General features: G+C 38.4%; 16 protein-coding genes. 12 read left to right on the top strand and 4 right to left on the bottom strand.

All coding sequences use genetic code 11. The annotated features are described in order from the left end of the window. Window positions 1-5 precede the first annotated feature (5 nt). The 4 genes from PLANO_RS10840 to PLANO_RS10825 all read left to right on the top strand — a co-directional run bounded on the left by PLANO_RS10840 (window position 6) and on the right by PLANO_RS10825 (window position 4203). Entirely contained in the window at window positions 6-1184 is a 1179-nt protein-coding gene (locus tag PLANO_RS10840) for a DUF418 domain-containing protein (protein ID WP_038704464.1), read from the top strand. Window positions 1185-1227: 43 nt separating this feature from the next. Continuing rightward, on the top strand, window positions 1228-2127 hold the full coding sequence (locus tag PLANO_RS10835; protein ID WP_038704463.1) for a fumarylacetoacetate hydrolase family protein: 900 nt from the start codon (window positions 1228-1230) through the stop codon (window positions 2125-2127). Window positions 2128-2195: 68 nt separating this feature from the next. After that, on the top strand, window positions 2196-2567 hold the full coding sequence (locus tag PLANO_RS10830) for a YisL family protein (RefSeq protein ID WP_038704462.1): 372 nt from the start codon (window positions 2196-2198) through the stop codon (window positions 2565-2567). Window positions 2568-2742: 175 nt separating this feature from the next. Next, on the top strand, window positions 2743-4203 hold the full coding sequence (locus PLANO_RS10825; protein WP_038704461.1) for an alpha-amylase family glycosyl hydrolase: 1461 nt from the start codon (window positions 2743-2745) through the stop codon (window positions 4201-4203). 52 nt (window positions 4204-4255) lie between these two features. Here PLANO_RS10825 and PLANO_RS10820 read toward each other — a convergent pair whose 3' ends face one another. Genes PLANO_RS10820 through PLANO_RS10810 form a run of 3 tightly spaced genes read right to left on the bottom strand, consistent with a single transcriptional unit; the run spans window position 4256 to window position 7287 of the window. Continuing rightward, a complete protein-coding gene (locus PLANO_RS10820) occupies window positions 4256-5593 on the bottom strand; it encodes a CoA-disulfide reductase (RefSeq protein WP_038704460.1) in 1338 nt (445 codons plus the stop codon). Between the two features lie 14 nt (window positions 5594-5607). Beyond that, window positions 5608-6459 (bottom strand): DegV family protein, encoded by an 852-nt coding sequence (locus PLANO_RS10815; protein WP_038704459.1) that lies wholly within the window; start codon window positions 6457-6459, stop codon window positions 5608-5610. 21 nt (window positions 6460-6480) lie between these two features. Next, complete coding sequence (locus tag PLANO_RS10810) at window positions 6481-7287, bottom strand: Cof-type HAD-IIB family hydrolase (RefSeq protein WP_038704458.1); 807 nt, start codon at window positions 7285-7287, stop codon at window positions 6481-6483. Window positions 7288-7482: 195 nt separating this feature from the next. Here PLANO_RS10810 and PLANO_RS10805 point away from each other — a divergent pair, with 195 nt between their 5' ends. The 3 genes from PLANO_RS10805 (at window position 7483) to PLANO_RS10795 (ending at window position 10889) form a co-directional block, all read left to right on the top strand. Beyond that, complete coding sequence (locus PLANO_RS10805) at window positions 7483-8214, top strand: prolyl oligopeptidase family serine peptidase (RefSeq protein WP_442956637.1); 732 nt, start codon at window positions 7483-7485, stop codon at window positions 8212-8214. 68 nt (window positions 8215-8282) lie between these two features. Then, the gene (locus tag PLANO_RS10800) at window positions 8283-8591 is read left to right on the top strand and encodes a metal-sulfur cluster assembly factor (protein ID WP_038704456.1); all 309 of its coding nucleotides are present in this window, start codon (window positions 8283-8285) and stop codon (window positions 8589-8591) included. Between the two features lie 156 nt (window positions 8592-8747). Further along, a complete protein-coding gene (locus PLANO_RS10795) occupies window positions 8748-10889 on the top strand; it encodes an ATP-dependent Clp protease ATP-binding subunit (protein ID WP_081976653.1) in 2142 nt (713 codons plus the stop codon). 31 nt (window positions 10890-10920) lie between these two features. Here PLANO_RS10795 and PLANO_RS10790 read toward each other — a convergent pair whose 3' ends face one another. Then, window positions 10921-11106, bottom strand: a complete 186-nt coding sequence (locus PLANO_RS10790) for a DUF2929 family protein (protein ID WP_038704455.1) — start codon at window positions 11104-11106, stop codon at window positions 10921-10923. A 187-nt stretch (window positions 11107-11293) separates the two neighbouring features. Between PLANO_RS10790 and PLANO_RS10785 the strand changes: the two genes are divergently transcribed. The 5 genes from PLANO_RS10785 to opp4B all read left to right on the top strand — a co-directional run bounded on the left by PLANO_RS10785 (window position 11294) and on the right by opp4B (window position 16704). Then, window positions 11294-12226 (top strand): beta-ketoacyl-ACP synthase III, encoded by a 933-nt coding sequence (locus PLANO_RS10785; RefSeq protein ID WP_038704454.1) that lies wholly within the window; start codon window positions 11294-11296, stop codon window positions 12224-12226. Between the two features lie 27 nt (window positions 12227-12253). Next, window positions 12254-13489: a beta-ketoacyl-ACP synthase II gene (fabF, locus tag PLANO_RS10780; protein ID WP_038704453.1), complete on the top strand. Its 1236-nt coding sequence runs from the start codon at window positions 12254-12256 to the stop codon at window positions 13487-13489. A gap of 308 nt (window positions 13490-13797) precedes the next feature. Then, on the top strand, window positions 13798-14814 hold the full coding sequence (locus tag PLANO_RS10775) for an ABC transporter ATP-binding protein (RefSeq protein WP_038704452.1): 1017 nt from the start codon (window positions 13798-13800) through the stop codon (window positions 14812-14814). Further along, entirely contained in the window at window positions 14801-15754 is a 954-nt protein-coding gene (locus PLANO_RS10770; RefSeq protein WP_038704451.1) for an ABC transporter ATP-binding protein, read from the top strand. The genes PLANO_RS10775 and PLANO_RS10770 overlap by 14 nt, the downstream gene beginning before the upstream one ends. Beyond that, window positions 15742-16704 (top strand): oligopeptide ABC transporter permease, encoded by a 963-nt coding sequence (gene opp4B, locus PLANO_RS10765; RefSeq protein WP_038704450.1) that lies wholly within the window; start codon window positions 15742-15744, stop codon window positions 16702-16704. The genes PLANO_RS10770 and opp4B overlap by 13 nt, the downstream gene beginning before the upstream one ends. Window positions 16705-16725: the final 21 nt, after the last annotated feature.

Genomic DNA, 16725 nt, shown 5'->3' with positions numbered 1-16725 from the left:
TTATTTTGAACTTACAGCCGGTTCTACCGAATGAACGAATAAAAGCGATTGACTTGATGAGAGGATTTTCGCTTTTAGGTATTTTACTTATTAATATGTTGGCATTCCATTCACCACTTTCATATATTGATCCATATAAATGGTTTAATGGAAGTGTTAATGAAGGAGTATATTTGATCATCGATATATTCATCCAAGCTAGTTTTTATCCATTGTTTGCAATGTTGTTTGGCTATGGCTTAGCTATGCAATATATGCGCGCAGAAGCTATCGGACGTCCTTTTATGCCACTTGCAGTCAAACGTCTAGCGGTACTGTTATTATTCGGCGTTATTCATGCCTTTCTTATCTGGTATGGTGATATCTTAATCACCTACGCGATAATGGGCTTTTTATTAATTGGTTTGATTCGACTGCCTTCTAGTTGGTTGATGAGCCTTGGTGCAGTTATTTACACAGTGCCACATCTTTTAATGCTCGCTATTATGTTTATGGCGGCAGCAGCAGATCCGAATACTTATGTAGGTTATATGGAAATTGAAAGTTCGATTCAATCCTATCAATCGGGAAGTTTTGCAGAGATTTTCAGTCAGCGATTGGCCGACTGGTCTTATAGCAATAATTTGATTGGCTATGTGTTTCTGATTTTCACTATTCTCCCTTTTCTTATGTTTGGAGCAGCTGCAGCAAAATGGCGTTTGATTGAACAAACACAAGAAAAGCGTAAACTATGGTTATTTTTAGCGATTGTTCCGCTATTGATTGGATTAGCTTTAAAAAGTACGCCATTTTTATTTGAATCAAATTACGCTTTTGTTTATTTACAAGATATATTTGGAGGTCCTCTTGTAGCTGTTGGATACGCTGCGTTGATCGCATTAATGGCTCAGAAACAAAGCTTGGAAAAAATACTTTCTCCAATAGCTAAAGTAGGACGCATGTCATTTACGACTTATATCACACAATCGATTTTGGCAACATTAATATTCTATTCGTACGGATTGGGATTGTATGGAAAAGTAGATTTGTTAACTGGAACATTGATTGCCTTCGGAATTTTTGTTGTTCAACTAATTTTTGCAGAACTTTGGTTTGAAAAATTTTCACGTGGACCACTCGAAATTCTTTGGAGAAAATGGACTTACGGAAATAATTTCGAAAAAACTAACAATTCAAAACGCTGAATGTGTATAATGAATTCAACCACAGAAAAGGAGTGTTTGACGAATGAAGCTGTTATCATTTCGCTACGAAGGAAAAGAAGGATTCGGACCAAAAGTTAAAAAGGAAGATGCTGTATGGGATGTAGTTGCGATTCAACAGCAATTAGAAGTCTTGCCTGCGTTTCCAACACAATTGATAGAAGGAATTCCACAAGGAATGGAGTTTGTTGAACAAATTCGTAAATTGACGGAAGCCGCTGTCCAATCTGACCGCTCTGAAGAATTCAAACACTCATATGCAGATATTGAATGGTTAGCTCCCATTTCAAAGACACCCAAAAATATTATTGCTATTGGCAAAAATTACGCAGACCATGCAAAAGAAATGGGTGGAGAAGCACCTACTGATTTGGTAGTTTTCACGAAGGCATCTACTAGTATCTCAGCAGATGGTGAAACTGTCTCTGTTCATAGCGATGTAACGGATTCATATGACTACGAAGGTGAATTAGCTGTAGTTATTGGTAAAGCAGGTCATAAAATTCCGAAACAAATGGCTTATGATTACGTTTTTGGTTACACAATTGCCAACGATTTGACTGCTCGTGATTTGCAGGAAAAACATCAGCAATATTTCTTAGGAAAAAGTTTAGCTGGCTCGTGTCCAGTAGGACCATACATCGTTACAAAAGATGAAATTCCACAATCACAAAATTTATCAATCGTAACAAAAGTAAATGATGAAATTCGTCAAAATGGCAATACTGAAAATATGATTCGTCGTGTTGATGAACTGATTGCAGAAGTATCAAAATATGTGGCATTAGAGCCTGGCGATATTTTGCTTACAGGAACACCTGCTGGAGTGGGCAAAGGCTTTACTCCACCGAAGTTCTTAAAAGCAGGCGATACCGTTAAAGTATCGATTGAATCTATTGGTACACTCGTCACACATTTGTCATAGGTTTATAGCCCTCGTCTTTGTCCTAGTTGTGATAAACTAGAGAGGATATTATTAGAAGAGGTGAGATTTTGGGTATTTTAACAGACACAACACATTTACACATTACGACATGGGTTGTTGCCGTCATTTTGTTCTTAGTTGCAGCATTTATGCAGCGTGATAGCAAAGGACGCAAGATTATGCATATGGTATTAAGATTGTTCTACGTCTTAATCATTATTACGGGATTAACATTGTTTATCGAATGGTCTTCTTCAAATCCAATGCTTTACGGCATCAAGTTCCTATTGGGTGTATTAACAATTGGTATGATGGAAATGGTATTGGTTCGTTCGAAAAAACAAAAATCGGTTACGATGTTCTGGGCTTTGTTTGCAGTATTCTTATTTGCAACAATGTTTATCGGATTTATGTTACCGGTAGGTATGGATTTCTTTTAAGCAAGTAGACAGGTGCACCATGCACCTGTCTTTTTCTTTGTAAACTTTCACAGTTTAGACGAAACTCAAATAAGTTGCTGGTAAAACCTTAACTTTACATGGCAGTAAAAGCTGGAGTTTGATAAAATTAACCGGGTAGAACGCAATGACGACCTCATTGAAGGAGGATATCAGATTGAAAGCTAAGTGGATTTCTAGCATCATTACGACTGTACTACTTTTAGCAGCTGTCCAACCAGCATACGCTGAAAAAGAGAATGAATTGGAAGACGAACTTATTTACGATGTACTAGTCGATCGTTATTTCAACAAAAAAATCAATAATGATTATGAAGTAAATGCATTAGACCCTACAACTTTTAACGGGGGCGATTTTGATGGAATGGCAAGTGAACTATTATTTGTGAAAGACATGGGCTTTACGGCTCTTTCAATAGGATCTGTATTTTCAACAGAAACTTACGATGGAAAGAAAGTATTGGACTATACGGAGTTTGAACGTCATTTTGGTACAAAAGAAGAATTTCAAACTTTGGTAGAAGAAATTCATGAACTCAAAATGAAAGTGATTGTGGATATTCCGACTCAACAAGTAAGTGCTAACCATGTTTGGGCAGTTGAGAATCCACAGTGGTTTACAGAAAATGACGATGGCAGTTTGGCTTTAGATACTGCAAACTCAGAAGTGCAAAAAGCGTTAGTTACAACATTTGTGGAATTCAATAAAACCTATCAAGTCGATGGTTTCCGACTGCAAAATGCGGATAAAGTAGATCCAGTGTTTGTTCGTGATTTCTCTAAAGCAATAAAGGACGTTCGACCAAGTTATATTTTAAGTGATCGTGAAATGGAAGAAACTGCTGGATTTGATGCGGTTGTTATGCCTGGTGTCGAAGAGACATTGCGAGCGGCTTATAAGAATTTCGACCAAGATTTGACGGGTATTAAGACAATTATGAAACAAAGTGAAAGTCAGCTGATCCAAGTAGATTCCTTGCTCGGTTCAAGATTTACATCGGATATTGTAGACGTAAATGGGTTTCCACCAACACGGTGGAAGTTATTGTTAACGCAATTACTAACAATGCCCGGAATTCCAGTTATTCAATACGGATCAGAATCGGCTATGAATGGCGTAACGCCATCTGAATCGCATCAAATCTTGGATTTGGCAGTAGATAAAGAATTGGTTGATCATATTACTAATTTGACATCATTGCGTAATTCATCAGAAGCATTACGTACAGGTAAAGTAGAAGTTTTGCACGATGAAGATGGTTGGCTTGTTTATAAGCGTTCAAATGAAGAAGAAACGTGGGTTATTGCGATTAACAATTCTTCTTCAACGAAGACCCTTAATTTGTCAGCTGATGTGATTGGTGAAAAGCAGCAATTACGAGGTTTGTTTGAAAGTGATATTGTCCGTCAAGAAGATGGCGGGGAGTACCGTGTCACGCAAGATCGAGAAATTGCAGAAGTTTTCCATGTTACAAAAGAAACAAAACTTAACGCTGCTTATATCGCAACATTAGCGATTATGTATGTCGTATTTATGTTATTCCTATGGGTTGTATGGCGCAAAGGCAAACAGCGCAAAGCAGATGCCGCAAAACAACAAACAACTAAACTGAAATAAAGCAGGAAAAAAAGGAAGAAAAGCGATTTGCTTTTCTTCCTTTTTTTTATTTTTAGTTGTCATTAATGGCTTTGTAGCCAACCATATTAATAGGATCTTTTGGCGATGAGTAAGGAGGCGCGTAGCAAAGCTCTAACGCTTGCAGATCATCAATGGTTAACCCGGCGTAAATAGCAGTAACGATAACATCAATTCGTTTATCAACGCCTTTTCCACCGATGCATTGCGCTCCTAAAATCTTTCTTGTCTGTGGATCGTAATGGACTTTTAACGTGATTTTAGAATGATCAGGGTAATACCCTGCATTTGAAATCCCGTTATGGGTCACAGTAGCAGATTCTAGTTTTTTGTCTTTGATGGTATTTTCATTTAACCCTGTCATCGCAGCAGTTAGTGAAAAAATCTTTAATACAGATGTCCCAAGTAAACCTTTCTTCTCGATATTGTCTCCCAAAATATGTCGTGCAGCGATAAATGCTTGTCGATGAGCAGGAGAAGCGAGCGGTACTCTTTTTGGATCTCCTGTAACCATATCAAAGTTTTCAGAAGCATCTCCGATTGCATAAATGAATGGGTCATTTGTTTGCATGTATTCGTTGGTTTGAATACCACCGGTTTCACCAATTTTCAACCCAGCGTTTACAGCAAGTCCAGTATTGGATCTCAAACCAACACTCATAATAATAAAGTCAGCTTGCAAATCGATACCATTGGATAGTTTAATGGTTTTGCTTTCAGTTTTTATTATCTCTGTTCCTGTAAGAAGTTTAACGCCTTGTACTGCCAATTCTTTTTCTATTAGTAGCGAAATATCCGTATCTAATATTGACATAATAGTAGGCGAGCGATGCACGAGTGATACGTCTAATCCAAGGTTTTTTAGATTTTCTGCCATTTCGAGACCGATAAATCCACCACCTGAAACCACACAACTTTTTGGTTTTTCGGTTTTAATAAAACGATCAATCCGTTGCATGTCCTCAAAGTTGCGTAAAGTGAATACTTTAGAAGTATCGAGTCCTTCGATTTTAGGCACGATAGCAGAGCCACCTGGTGCCAAGATTAACACATCGTAAGACTCTTCAAATTGTTCTCCCGTAGCCAAGTTTTGCACAAGAATTTTTTTAGCAGCTCTATCGATGTTTTTTACTTCATGTCCTAACTTTACATCAATATCGCGCTTTTTCTTGAATTTTTCTGGATTTGTTAAAACAATTGATTGCTCGTCTTCGATGACATCACCAATGACATACGGCGTCCCGCATGCTGCATAAGACATCGTTGAATCTTTATCAAAAACAACAATCTGGACATCTGAATTATAAAAACGTAGTTGACCAGCAGCTGTTGCACCTCCGCCGACAGCACCTACAATGACTATTTTTTTCACAGTCTAATCAGCTCCTATTCAATCTTATTTAAGAAAAATAAAGCTAATGTACCGGGTCCAGTATGGGCAGCAATAACAGAACCAATCATATGAACTTCAACTTCTTTAGGGTGAAAATTTTGTTCGATTTCTTGCTTTAAAACAGCAGCAAATTCTTCGTCATCGCCATGGCTAATGGCGATTGTTTGCTGATCAAATTGACTTCCGCGTTCTTTCATCAATTCAATCATACGTTTAATAATTTTTTTGCGTCCTCGTAGTTTTTCGATCGGCACTAATTTCCCCTCTTCTACATGTAGGAGAGGTTTAATGTTTAATAATCCACCAACAAATGCGCTACCTTTTGAGATTCGTCCACCTTTGGCCATATAATCCAAGTCCTCTACAGTAAAGAGGCTTTCTAAGTGATCAGCCATAAATCGAACTTTGTTAAGAATTGTTTCTATAGAATGACCATCAGAGCGAAGTTTTACAGCTTCTTTGACTAACAAGCCATATCCAAGTGAAGCGGCTTTAGAATCAAGTATAGTCAATTTCAAATTCGGATAATCTTCGCGTACTTGATCTGCTAGCATCACGGCAGTGCTATAAGTACCAGAAAGCTCAGAAGAAAATGCAATATAAAAACCTTCTTCATCAGCAATAGCTAGCTTTTCAAAAGCTTTTAGCATTTCTTCTGGGGATACTTGTGAAGTTTTTGGTTGATTGCCAGATCGAATTGCATCAAATACTTTAATAGATTGAATACCGCGGATATCTTCATAATCTTGATCACCGATATGTACGCGCAATGGAAATAAAACTACATCTTCTTTTTCAAAAAAATCTTTTGGTAAATCAGATGCGCTATCAGCAAATAACCTCATAACAAATCCTCCTTTTATTAGTTACAGCTTTAACCGGTCGATTAATAATTCAGCAATGCCATCTTCATTATTGTTTAACGTGATTTCGTTGGCAATATTTTTAAGAGGCGAGATAGCATTCCCCATAGCGACGCCGACTCCTGCAAAATCAATCATTTCTAAATCGTTATCTTCATCGCCAAAAGCGATAATATTTTCTCTGCTAATGCCAAGAGATTTTGAAACGCGGTCTAACCCAACAGCTTTGCTCATGCCACTTTTTACAATTTCAATGACATGCCAAGGAGCACCCCAGCGGCGATGGTCAATAACTTCGGCGTGAACAGAAGATAAGTGATCATGAATTTCCTGTACGCGTTCGAAAGGCGCATGGATTAAAATAGAAGTTGGATCCGTTTTTAAGTAGTTACGTAAATCTCCTGTTGTAATAGTTGGGTCTCCAAATCTAAAGATATCCATTAATCGTTCATCATGTTGATGGACGTACACATCATCTAAAACTTCGGCAACAATATTGTGGAAATTAAAATTATACATAGATTCAACAACTTCGTGGACGACACCCAAGTCTATTGGCGTATGGTGCATGCCCCAATGTTGGTCAGTGGGGTGATGGACAAATGCACCATTAAAGTTGACGATTGGTGTTGTCAACCCTAATTCTTTATAGTAGATTTCACTTGAACGATATGGTCGTCCCGTAGCAATCATCACTTCGTGCCCTGCATCTTGTGCTTTATTTAAAGTCAGTTTTGTTTTTGGTGAAATGACTTTTTCATCTGTTAATAAGGTTCCATCTAAATCTAGAACAATTAAGTGCTTCTTCATATGAATAGCCGTCTCCTTTCTATCTCCTACTAGTGTAGCGATAGAGCAAGGGGTACGTCAAAAAAATTGATGAACTTTAAAGGTTTTAAAGGAGGCGGATTGGAGTTTGCTGGATAACCAGAAAATTGGTAGGATTGGAAGAGAATGAAGTGAGTCAAATTGATCGTCAAACAACAACTTTGGGGACATATCCCTGTGCTACACATAACGCCAGACGAAAAAGAACTAACCCCTTTGCCAACGGTCATTTTTTTCCATGGACACATGAGTGCAAAAGAGCATAATTTGCATTATGCTTATCAATTGGCAGAGAAAGGGTTTCGTGTAATTTTACCAGATGCACATCTTCACGGAGAACGAACTGAAGGGTTAGACAATGTTCAAATTAGTTTACGGTTTTGGGAAATTGTATTAACTTCGATTGAAGAGTTGGCATTTCTACACGAAGAACTCCATAAGCGAAACTTAGTGATGGGAAGAGTCGGAGTTGGTGGTACTTCAATGGGAGGAATCACGACAATGGGGGCGATGACGGTTTACCCATGGATTGGAGCAGCTGCTATTATGATGGGTGCAGGAAATTACGTGGAACTGGCTCAAGCACAAATGACACAATACGAATCACGAGGATTTCAGTTGCCAATCAGCGAAGAAGAACGGTCGCAGATGCTTGCAACTTTGTCTATGTTTGATAGTGTTCAGCATCAATCGAAATTCAATAACCGTCCAATTTATTTTTGGCATGGCGAACAAGATGTCACCGTTCCATTTGAACAAACTTATCGGTTGTTTAAGTCATTAAGAAAACAATACGAAGAAGTACCAGAAAAAATTGTCTTTCGCCGCGAACGAGAGGCTGGGCATGCAGTAAGTCGAGCGGGTATGCTTGAGGCCACCGAGTGGTTTGCTAAGCACTTAGCTGAATAATCGTGTCAATTCCATTTTCAGACGAAGTTTGTTAAGATGGGTGTAATAGTAAAGGGAGGGATTTTTAAATGGATCAAGATATGAAAGATAGTATGATGGGTGCGTTAGAAACAGTAATCGATCCCGAATTAGGAATTGACATCGTCAATTTAGGGCTTATTTATGATGTATTATTGTCAGAAGACGGCTTTGCGGTAGTTACTATGACATTAACGTCAATGGGTTGCCCAATGGGACCTCAAATCGTACAAATGGTGAAAACTGCTTTGTACGAACTACCAGAAGTGGAAGAAGTCGATGTGAAAATCGTCTGGCAGCCAGTATGGGGCAAAGAACATATGTCACGCTATGCTAAAATGGCACTTGGCGTTAGATAATTTAAACGAAAAAACTCACTGGAATTTATTCCAGTGAGTTTTTTTTCGTCTAGAAAGCTTTAAAAATTAAATACGTAATAATTGCTAAATCCTTAAAAACTAGCTATAATTTAATTAGTCAAAGATAGTCAAACTTTTTAAAAGGAGAGGTTATAAATGGTTCAACCCCAAAACAATACAGAACAAAAAACCCCGTTAGAGCAATTTGGTCGCAATATGGTCGAACAAGCACAAGCTGGGAAAATGGACCCTGTCATTGGTCGAGACCAAGAAATTCGAAACGTCATTCGAATTTTGTCACGTAAAACAAAAAACAATCCAGTCTTAATCGGAGAACCTGGCGTTGGTAAAACAGCAATTGTTGAAGGTTTAGCACAACGAATTGTCCGTAATGATGTGCCTGAAGGATTAAAAAACCGGACAATATACGAACTCGATATGAGTGCGTTAATTGCCGGTGCTAAATACCGCGGTGAATTTGAAGAGCGTTTAAAAGCGGTGTTAAAACAAGTAAAAGATAGCGAAGGTCAAATCATCTTATTTATAGATGAAATTCATACCATCGTTGGAGCGGGTAAAACAGAAGGTGCTATGGATGCAGGGAATATGTTGAAACCGATGCTTGCTCGTGGTGAGTTGTATTGTATTGGTGCAACGACTTTAGACGAGTATCGTATGCATATTGAAAAAGACCCAGCACTAGAACGCCGTTTCCAGCAAGTTCTGGTACGAGAGCCTTCTGTTGAAGATACGGTCTCGATTTTGCGTGGATTAAAAGAGCGCTTTGAATTGCATCATGCAGTGCGTATTCATGACCGTGCAATTGTTGCAGCCGCTGCTATGTCTGACCGCTACATTACAGAGCGTTTCTTACCTGATAAAGCAATTGATTTGATTGATGAAGCGTGTGCTATGATTCGTACCGAAATCGATTCGATGCCACAAGAACTTGATGAAGTTACACGACGTTTATTACAGTTGGAAATTGAAGAACAAGCCTTGACGAAAGAAAAAGACGAAGCAAGTAAAGTTCGTTTAAAAACATTGCGTGAAGAAATCAAAGAACTGCGCGATTCTTCAGCGGGTATGAAACAGCAATGGACAGAAGAAAAAGAATCCTTGAAAATCATTCAGCAAAAACGAGAGCAATTAGATCAATTCCGTAGACAGTTAGAAGATGCGGAAAATAAATACGACTTGAACGCAGCTGCAGTTTTGCAGCACGGTAAAATTCCTGAACTTGAAAAAGAGCTAAATGCATTGGAAGGTAGCTTAGAAAACGAAGGTGCGGAACGATTATTGCGTGAAGATGTAACAGAAGAAGAAATTGCAGGCATTGTGGCACGATGGACGGGGATTCCAGTTACAAAATTAGTAGAAGGTGAACGTGAAAAATTATTGCGTCTGGGAGATACGTTAAAAGAGCGTGTGATTGGTCAAGACAATGCAGTTGAACTTGTAACAGAAGCTGTATGGCGTGCACGCGCAGGCATTAAAGACGAACGTAAACCAATTGGATCCTTCATTTTCCTTGGTCCAACCGGAGTCGGAAAAACAGAGTTAGCAAAATCACTGGCTGCTAATTTATTTGACTCAGAAGATCATTTTATCCGAATTGATATGTCGGAGTACATGGAAAAACATAGTGTATCGCGTCTAGTTGGAGCGCCTCCAGGGTATATTGGGTACGAAGAAGGCGGGCAATTAACCGAAGCGGTACGTCGCAACCCTTATTCGGTTGTCTTGCTCGATGAGATTGAAAAAGCACATCCAGACGTTGCCAATATTTTATTGCAAATCCTTGACGATGGTCGCATCACAGACAGTCAAGGCCGCCTCATTAATTTCTCGAATACAGTGGTCATTATGACTTCTAATATTGGTTCAGCGCATATTAGTGATACAAATAGTGAACATGATATGGAAGACATTGTTATGGTTGAATTGCGTAAGCACTTTAAGCCAGAGCTATTAAACCGTATAGACGATATAGTCATTTTCCACGCGCTTAATAATACGCATTTTTATGGTATCGCTAAGAAAATGATTGGTGAGCTGGCTGAACGAATGAATCAACAGCATATCAAATTGTCTGTTGATGATTCCGTTATCAACTACATTGTCGAAGCTGGAACAGATCCAGTATTCGGTGCACGTCCGTTAAAACGATTTATTCAACGAAGAATTGAAACCGATATTGCGCGAGAATTAATCAAAGGTGATATTGTGGCAAACACAGAATTAGCATTAACAATGGGAGACAATAATCAAATTCTAATTAACAAAAAAGAAGCGTAAACCGGTTATCCGGTTTACGCTTCTTTTTGTATTAATGCTTTTCAGCAGCAGTTTCGTTAGGAATAACTGCTGACATTACGAAGATTAAAATAGAAACTCCGATTGAAATGTAAACGCCGACCATAAAATCGAAAGGTACGTTCTGAACCGCACTTACTACATAGTTAACTAAAGAAATTAATAAAAATGACCATACAAACGTTCCAATATATTGCATCTAGTTTCACCTCTACATAGAATATCTAGCTTAATCATAGCACAAGCCTTAACAGACAGAAAGAAAGATTATGGAGAATGAAGATAATTTGTCTGAAATATGTCAGTTAGTTGAAATTGAATAGTAGATGGCGTATTATTAACACCAGGTACTAATAGATGATGATAATTGAAATGAGGGATACAAAATGAGTGCTGGAATAATCGGTATAGGCAGATGCCTGCCGGAAGATAGATTAACAAATTTTCAATTAGAACAGCGTATGGATACCAATGACGAATGGATCCGTACTATGACAGGTATAGAAGAACGCCGAATTGCTAAAGACGAACAAGACACTTCTGATATGGCACGTGAAGCGGCAAAAAAAGCGATTAAAGACGCGAATATCGATCCGGCTGAGATCGGTTTAATCCTAGTAGCGACAGTTACACCTGACCAGCCTTTTCCGTCAATGGCTTGTGTAATCCAACAGGAAATTGGAGCAGTTAATGCAGCAGCCATGGACGTATCGGCTGCGTGTGCAGGATTTATGTACGGCGTTATCACTGCAAAACAATTTATTGATTCTGATGTATATAAATATGTTCTTGTCGTTGGTGTGGAAAAATTATCGAAAATTACTAACTGGGAAGACCGTAATACAGCTGTTCTCTTTGGAGATGGTGCAGGAGCTGCAGTTATCGGCAAAGTGTCAGAAGGACGAGGGATTTTATCTTTTGAACTAGGTGCTGATGGTCGAGGTGGCAAACATCTTTATCAAGACGAACACCTTGTGATGAACGGTCGTGAGGTATTTAAATTTGCGGTACGTCAAATGGGTGAATCAGCCATAAATGTTATCGAAAAAGCAGGATTACAAAAAGAAGATGTTGATTTTCTCATACCACATCAAGCAAATATTCGCATCATGGAAGCCTCTAGAGAACGTTTAGGTTTACCCGTTGAAAAAATGTCAAAAACGATTCATAAATATGGCAACACATCAGCAGCGTCTATTCCGATCTCTCTAGTTGAAGATGTAGAAGAAGGTCGCATTAAAGACGACGATGTTATTGTCATGGTCGGATTCGGCGGCGGTTTAACATGGGGTGCAATTGCAATGAAGTGGGGCAAATAATTAGCTATGCGAAAGGAAGAAGATAGAATGGAAAATCGCCGAGTAGTCATTACAGGGATTGGCGCAGTTACACCTTTAGGAAATAATATTGAAACAACGTGGGAAGCAATCAAAAACGGTAAATCCGGAGTTGGTCCACTTACTAGATTAGATTCGGATTTATTTTCTGCGAAAGTTGCTGCAGAAGTTAAAGACTTTTCGATAGAAGAATATGTAGAAAAGAAAGAAGCACGTAAAATGGATCGTTTCACGCATTACGCGCTTGCTGCTTCCATTATGGCTATGAAAGATGCCAATCTTGAACTAGATGAAAAAACGGCTTTGCGTACGGGTGTTTGGATTGGTTCCGGTATTGGTGGAATGGAAACAATTGAAAATCAGATGAATGTTCTAAATACACGTGGCGTACGTCGTATTAGTCCGTTCTTAATTCCAATGATTATTCCAGATATGGCATCTGGCCAAGTATCCATTTATTTTGGTGCTAAAGCGATTAATTCTTGTTCTGTAACGGCATGTGCTTCAGGTACAAACTCGATTGGTGATGCATTTAAAGTGATTCAGCGCGGAGATGCAGATGCGATGATTTCCGGTGGTGCAGAAGCGCCTATTACTCAATTGTCAGTAGCCGGATTTACTGCAAACACAGCCTTGTCGACAAATACAGATGCCGCTACAGCATCTCGTCCTTTTGATAAAAACCGTGATGGTTTTGTGATCGGCGAAGGTGCAGGAATTGTGATTCTTGAAGAGTACGAGTTTGCAAAAGCACGTGGTGCCAAAATTTATGCAGAAATTATTGGTTATGGTTCAACAGGTGATGCGTATCATATTACTGCACCTGCAGAAGGTGGAGAAGGTGCAGCACGTGCAATGGCACAAGCTATAGCAGATGCTGGAATTGAAAAAACGGATATTGGCTATATTAATGCGCACGGTACTAGTACAGCTTATAATGATTTATACGAAACAATGGCCGTAAAAACAGTATTTGGTGATCATGCTTATAATTTAGGGATGAGCTCAACTAAATCTATGACAGGTCATTTACTTGGAGCTGCTGGTGGGGTTGAAGCGATTTTCACAGCATTGGCATTGCAAGAAGGTATCATGCCTCCAACGACAAATTACGAAACGCCTGACGAACAATGCGATTTAGATTATGTTCCAAACACAGCGCGTAAAGCTGACTTTAATTTTGCGATGAGTAATTCACTCGGCTTTGGTGGACACAACGCTTCACTCGTATTTAAGAAAATTTAATTTTAATATAAAAAGGCATTCTGCAAAATCTTACGCAGAATGCCTTTTTTATATCAAAATAGTAAAATAAAAGGTAAAATAACCAATATTTTATATAAAATTGAAAAAAACTGTCGACTAACCGAATTGTTATGCTATTCTAAATATAATGAAATATAGATAACAGCACAATAGCACAAAAGCACGAATCGCAGTTTAAGTTGATGCAACAATTTTTTTGTTCTATTAAAACTGAAAATTAAAAAAACAGAATGAGGAGTTGAAAAGTTCTATTTGGAATAAAATGATTTAGCTTAAGGGGGATAAATGTGAGCGAAGTTTTGCTTGAAATCAAAAATTTGAAAACATCTTTTAGAATTAAAGATGATTATTATGCCGCTGTTGACGATGTATCGTTAACAATCAAAAAAAATGAAGTTCTTGCAATTGTAGGTGAGTCTGGTTCTGGAAAAAGTGCATTTGCATTTTCGATTATGGGTCTTCATACAAGAGCGAAAATTGAAGGGGAAATCAATTACAAAGGAAATAATTTAGCAACAGCAAATGCAAATTATATGAAGCAGCTACGAGGTAGTGAAATGGGAATGATTTTTCAAGATGCTCTTTCTGCGCTTAATCCGCTCATGGTAGTGGGAGCACAAATCGATGAAGCCATTTTTCTTCACAATCCCAAAATCTCAAAAAGCCTTCGAAAAAAACAAGTAATTAATTTATTAAACCAAGTCGGCATCCCACGTCCTGAAAAAACCTATTATCAGTATCCACATGAACTATCAGGAGGTATGCGTCAACGTATTGTTATAGCAATGGCCATTTCAAATCAGCCTGAACTATTGATAGCAGATGAACCGACAACAGCATTAGATGTAACGATTCAATCGCAAATTTTAGATTTGATCAAAGAATTAAAAGATACGATGCATGCTGGCATTATTTTGATCACGCATGATTTAGGAGTGGTCGCTGAAATGGCTGACCGAGTGGCGGTTATGTATGCGGGGCAAATTGTAGAAATTGCAGATATTTATACATTAATGGAAAATCCGCAACATCCATATACACGCTCTCTTTTAAATTCAATTCCAACATTGGCAGAAGTAAAATCTGATCTTCACGTCATTCAAGGTGTTGTACCATCACTTCAAAATTTGCCTAGAACAGGCTGTCGCTTTGCAAGCCGTATCCCATGGATCGAAGAGTCATCTCATGAAGCTTCACCAGAACTGCACGAAATCAGTCTTGGTCACTTTGTGCGCTGCACCTGCTATAAAGACTTTTACTTCCCAGAACAAGCCAAGGAGGAGCGCAATTATGTCGCTAATTGAAGTTGAAAATTTGAAAGTCCACTTTCCTATCCGTGGCGGTGTATTTCAAACTGTGAAGGATCATGTTCGCGCGGTAGATGGCGTCTCATTTTCGATTGAACAAGGTCAAACTTACGGGCTCGTTGGAGAATCTGGATCAGGAAAAACAACGACAGGGCGCGCCATTATCGGCTTAAATGATATTACTTCAGGAAAAGTAATGTTTGAAGGAAGAGATTTGGCGACGGTTAGTAAAAAAGAGTATATCGACGTCCGAAAAGATATACAAATGATTTTCCAAGATCCATTTTCATCGTTAAATCCTAAAAAAAGAGTAATAGATATTGTAGCAGAACCGCTTCGTAATTATGAAAACCTATCTGCAGCAGAAGAACATACACGCATTCAAGAACTTATGGAATTGGTTGGGCTTAGTCCAGAAGCAATTTATAAATATCCGCATGAATTTTCTGGAGGACAGCGACAAAGGATTGGTATTGCCCGAGCAATTGCTTTAAAACCTAAATTGATTATTGCTGACGAACCAGTATCGGCTTTAGATGTATCGGTACAAGCTCAAGTATTGAATTTTATGCGTGAAATTCAAAAAGAACTCAATTTAACGTATCTATTTATTAGTCACGATTTAGGAATTATTCGTCATATGTGTGATCATATTGGCATTATGTACAAAGGTCGATATGTTGAGCAGGGAACTGCAGAGGAGATATTTACAAATCCACAACATATTTATACGAAACGGTTAATCGCTGCAATCCCTGATAGCGATCCGCGCAAACGAGAAATGCATTACGAAAATCGAAAACGGGTGAAATCTGAATACGATAATTTAGAAAAAGACTTTTTTGATGAAGATGGCTTGCCATTCTCCTTAAAACCAATATCAGCTACTCACCACGTAGCTATTGCAGAAGGGAGCTTGGGGATATGTGGAAATTAATTGTTCGGAGAACACTTATCACCATCCCGCAAATTATTGTCTTAAGTCTGTTAGTATTCATTTTAGCTCAGGCTATGCCTGGTGATGCATTAACTGGATTAATTGATCCAAGTATTGATCCGGCTACAATCGAGGCAATGAGAGAACGTCTTGGATTGAACAATCCTTGGTATGTACAGTACATAGACTGGATTAAAGGCGTTGTACAAGGAGATTTTGGGCAATCATTCCGTTTTAAAATGCCAGTAGCTGATTTAATCGGAGCCCGAATGATCAATACGCTATGGTTATCTTTAGCAACATTAATTTTAACGTATTTAATCGCAATTCCACTTGGGATTATTAGTGGCCGGTTTAATGATACTTGGTTAGACCGTGCAATTACGGGTTATACGTATATTGGATTTGCAGCACCATTATTTATTTTTGCATTAGTTATGTTATTTATTTTCGGCTTCCAATTAAGCTGGTTCCCAACTAGCGGTAGTGTCACACCTGGTACTACACCAGGAACATTCGAATATTTTATCAGCAAAATAAATCATTTATTATTGCCAGCTTTATCGATGGCATTGATTACCACTGTTTCGACAGTTCAGTATTTGAGAAGTGAGATTATTGATACAAAGCAAAAAGATTTTATCGTAACAGCTCGAGCGAAAGGTGCATCCGAATCACGTGTCTATAATCGTCACGTATTAAGAAATTCCCTGCTTCCAATCGCGGCGTTCTTTGGATACGAAATAACTGGATTGATTGGTGGAACGATATTCATAGAGAGTATCTTTGGTTATCCAGGGATGGGAGAGTTATTCCTTTCTTCAATCAGTTTGCGTGATTACAGTGTAATGACAGCGCTTGTACTTTTGTTTGGACTTGCCGCAATCATAGGAGCGTTGTTATCAGATATTATCTTGAGTTTAGTAGATCCACGTATTCGAATTAAATAATAAATGATAATTTTGAGGTGT

The organism is Planococcus sp. PAMC 21323 (assembly GCF_000785555.1).
Lineage (GTDB): Bacteria > Bacillota > Bacilli > Bacillales_A > Planococcaceae > Planococcus.
This window is presented reverse-complemented; position numbering and strand designations above follow the sequence as displayed.

What these genes read in the sequence shown, in the direction of transcription:
- PLANO_RS10790 (WP_038704455.1), bottom strand. Translation starts at nt 11,106, where the DNA reads ATGCAATATATTGGAACGTTTGTATGGTCATTTTTATTAATTTCTTTA.
- PLANO_RS10835 (WP_038704463.1), top strand. Translation starts at nt 1,228, where the DNA reads ATGAAGCTGTTATCATTTCGCTACGAAGGAAAAGAAGGATTCGGACCA.
- PLANO_RS10815 (WP_038704459.1), bottom strand. Translation starts at nt 6,459, where the DNA reads ATGAGGTTATTTGCTGATAGCGCATCTGATTTACCAAAAGATTTTTTT.
- PLANO_RS10785 (WP_038704454.1), top strand. Translation starts at nt 11,294, where the DNA reads ATGAGTGCTGGAATAATCGGTATAGGCAGATGCCTGCCGGAAGATAGA.
- opp4B (WP_038704450.1), top strand. Translation starts at nt 15,742, where the DNA reads ATGTGGAAATTAATTGTTCGGAGAACACTTATCACCATCCCGCAAATT.
- PLANO_RS10770 (WP_038704451.1), top strand. Translation starts at nt 14,801, where the DNA reads ATGTCGCTAATTGAAGTTGAAAATTTGAAAGTCCACTTTCCTATCCGT.
- PLANO_RS10800 (WP_038704456.1), top strand. Translation starts at nt 8,283, where the DNA reads ATGGATCAAGATATGAAAGATAGTATGATGGGTGCGTTAGAAACAGTA.
- PLANO_RS10795 (WP_081976653.1), top strand. Translation starts at nt 8,748, where the DNA reads ATGGTTCAACCCCAAAACAATACAGAACAAAAAACCCCGTTAGAGCAA.
- PLANO_RS10810 (WP_038704458.1), bottom strand. Translation starts at nt 7,287, where the DNA reads ATGAAGAAGCACTTAATTGTTCTAGATTTAGATGGAACCTTATTAACA.
- fabF (WP_038704453.1), top strand. Translation starts at nt 12,254, where the DNA reads ATGGAAAATCGCCGAGTAGTCATTACAGGGATTGGCGCAGTTACACCT.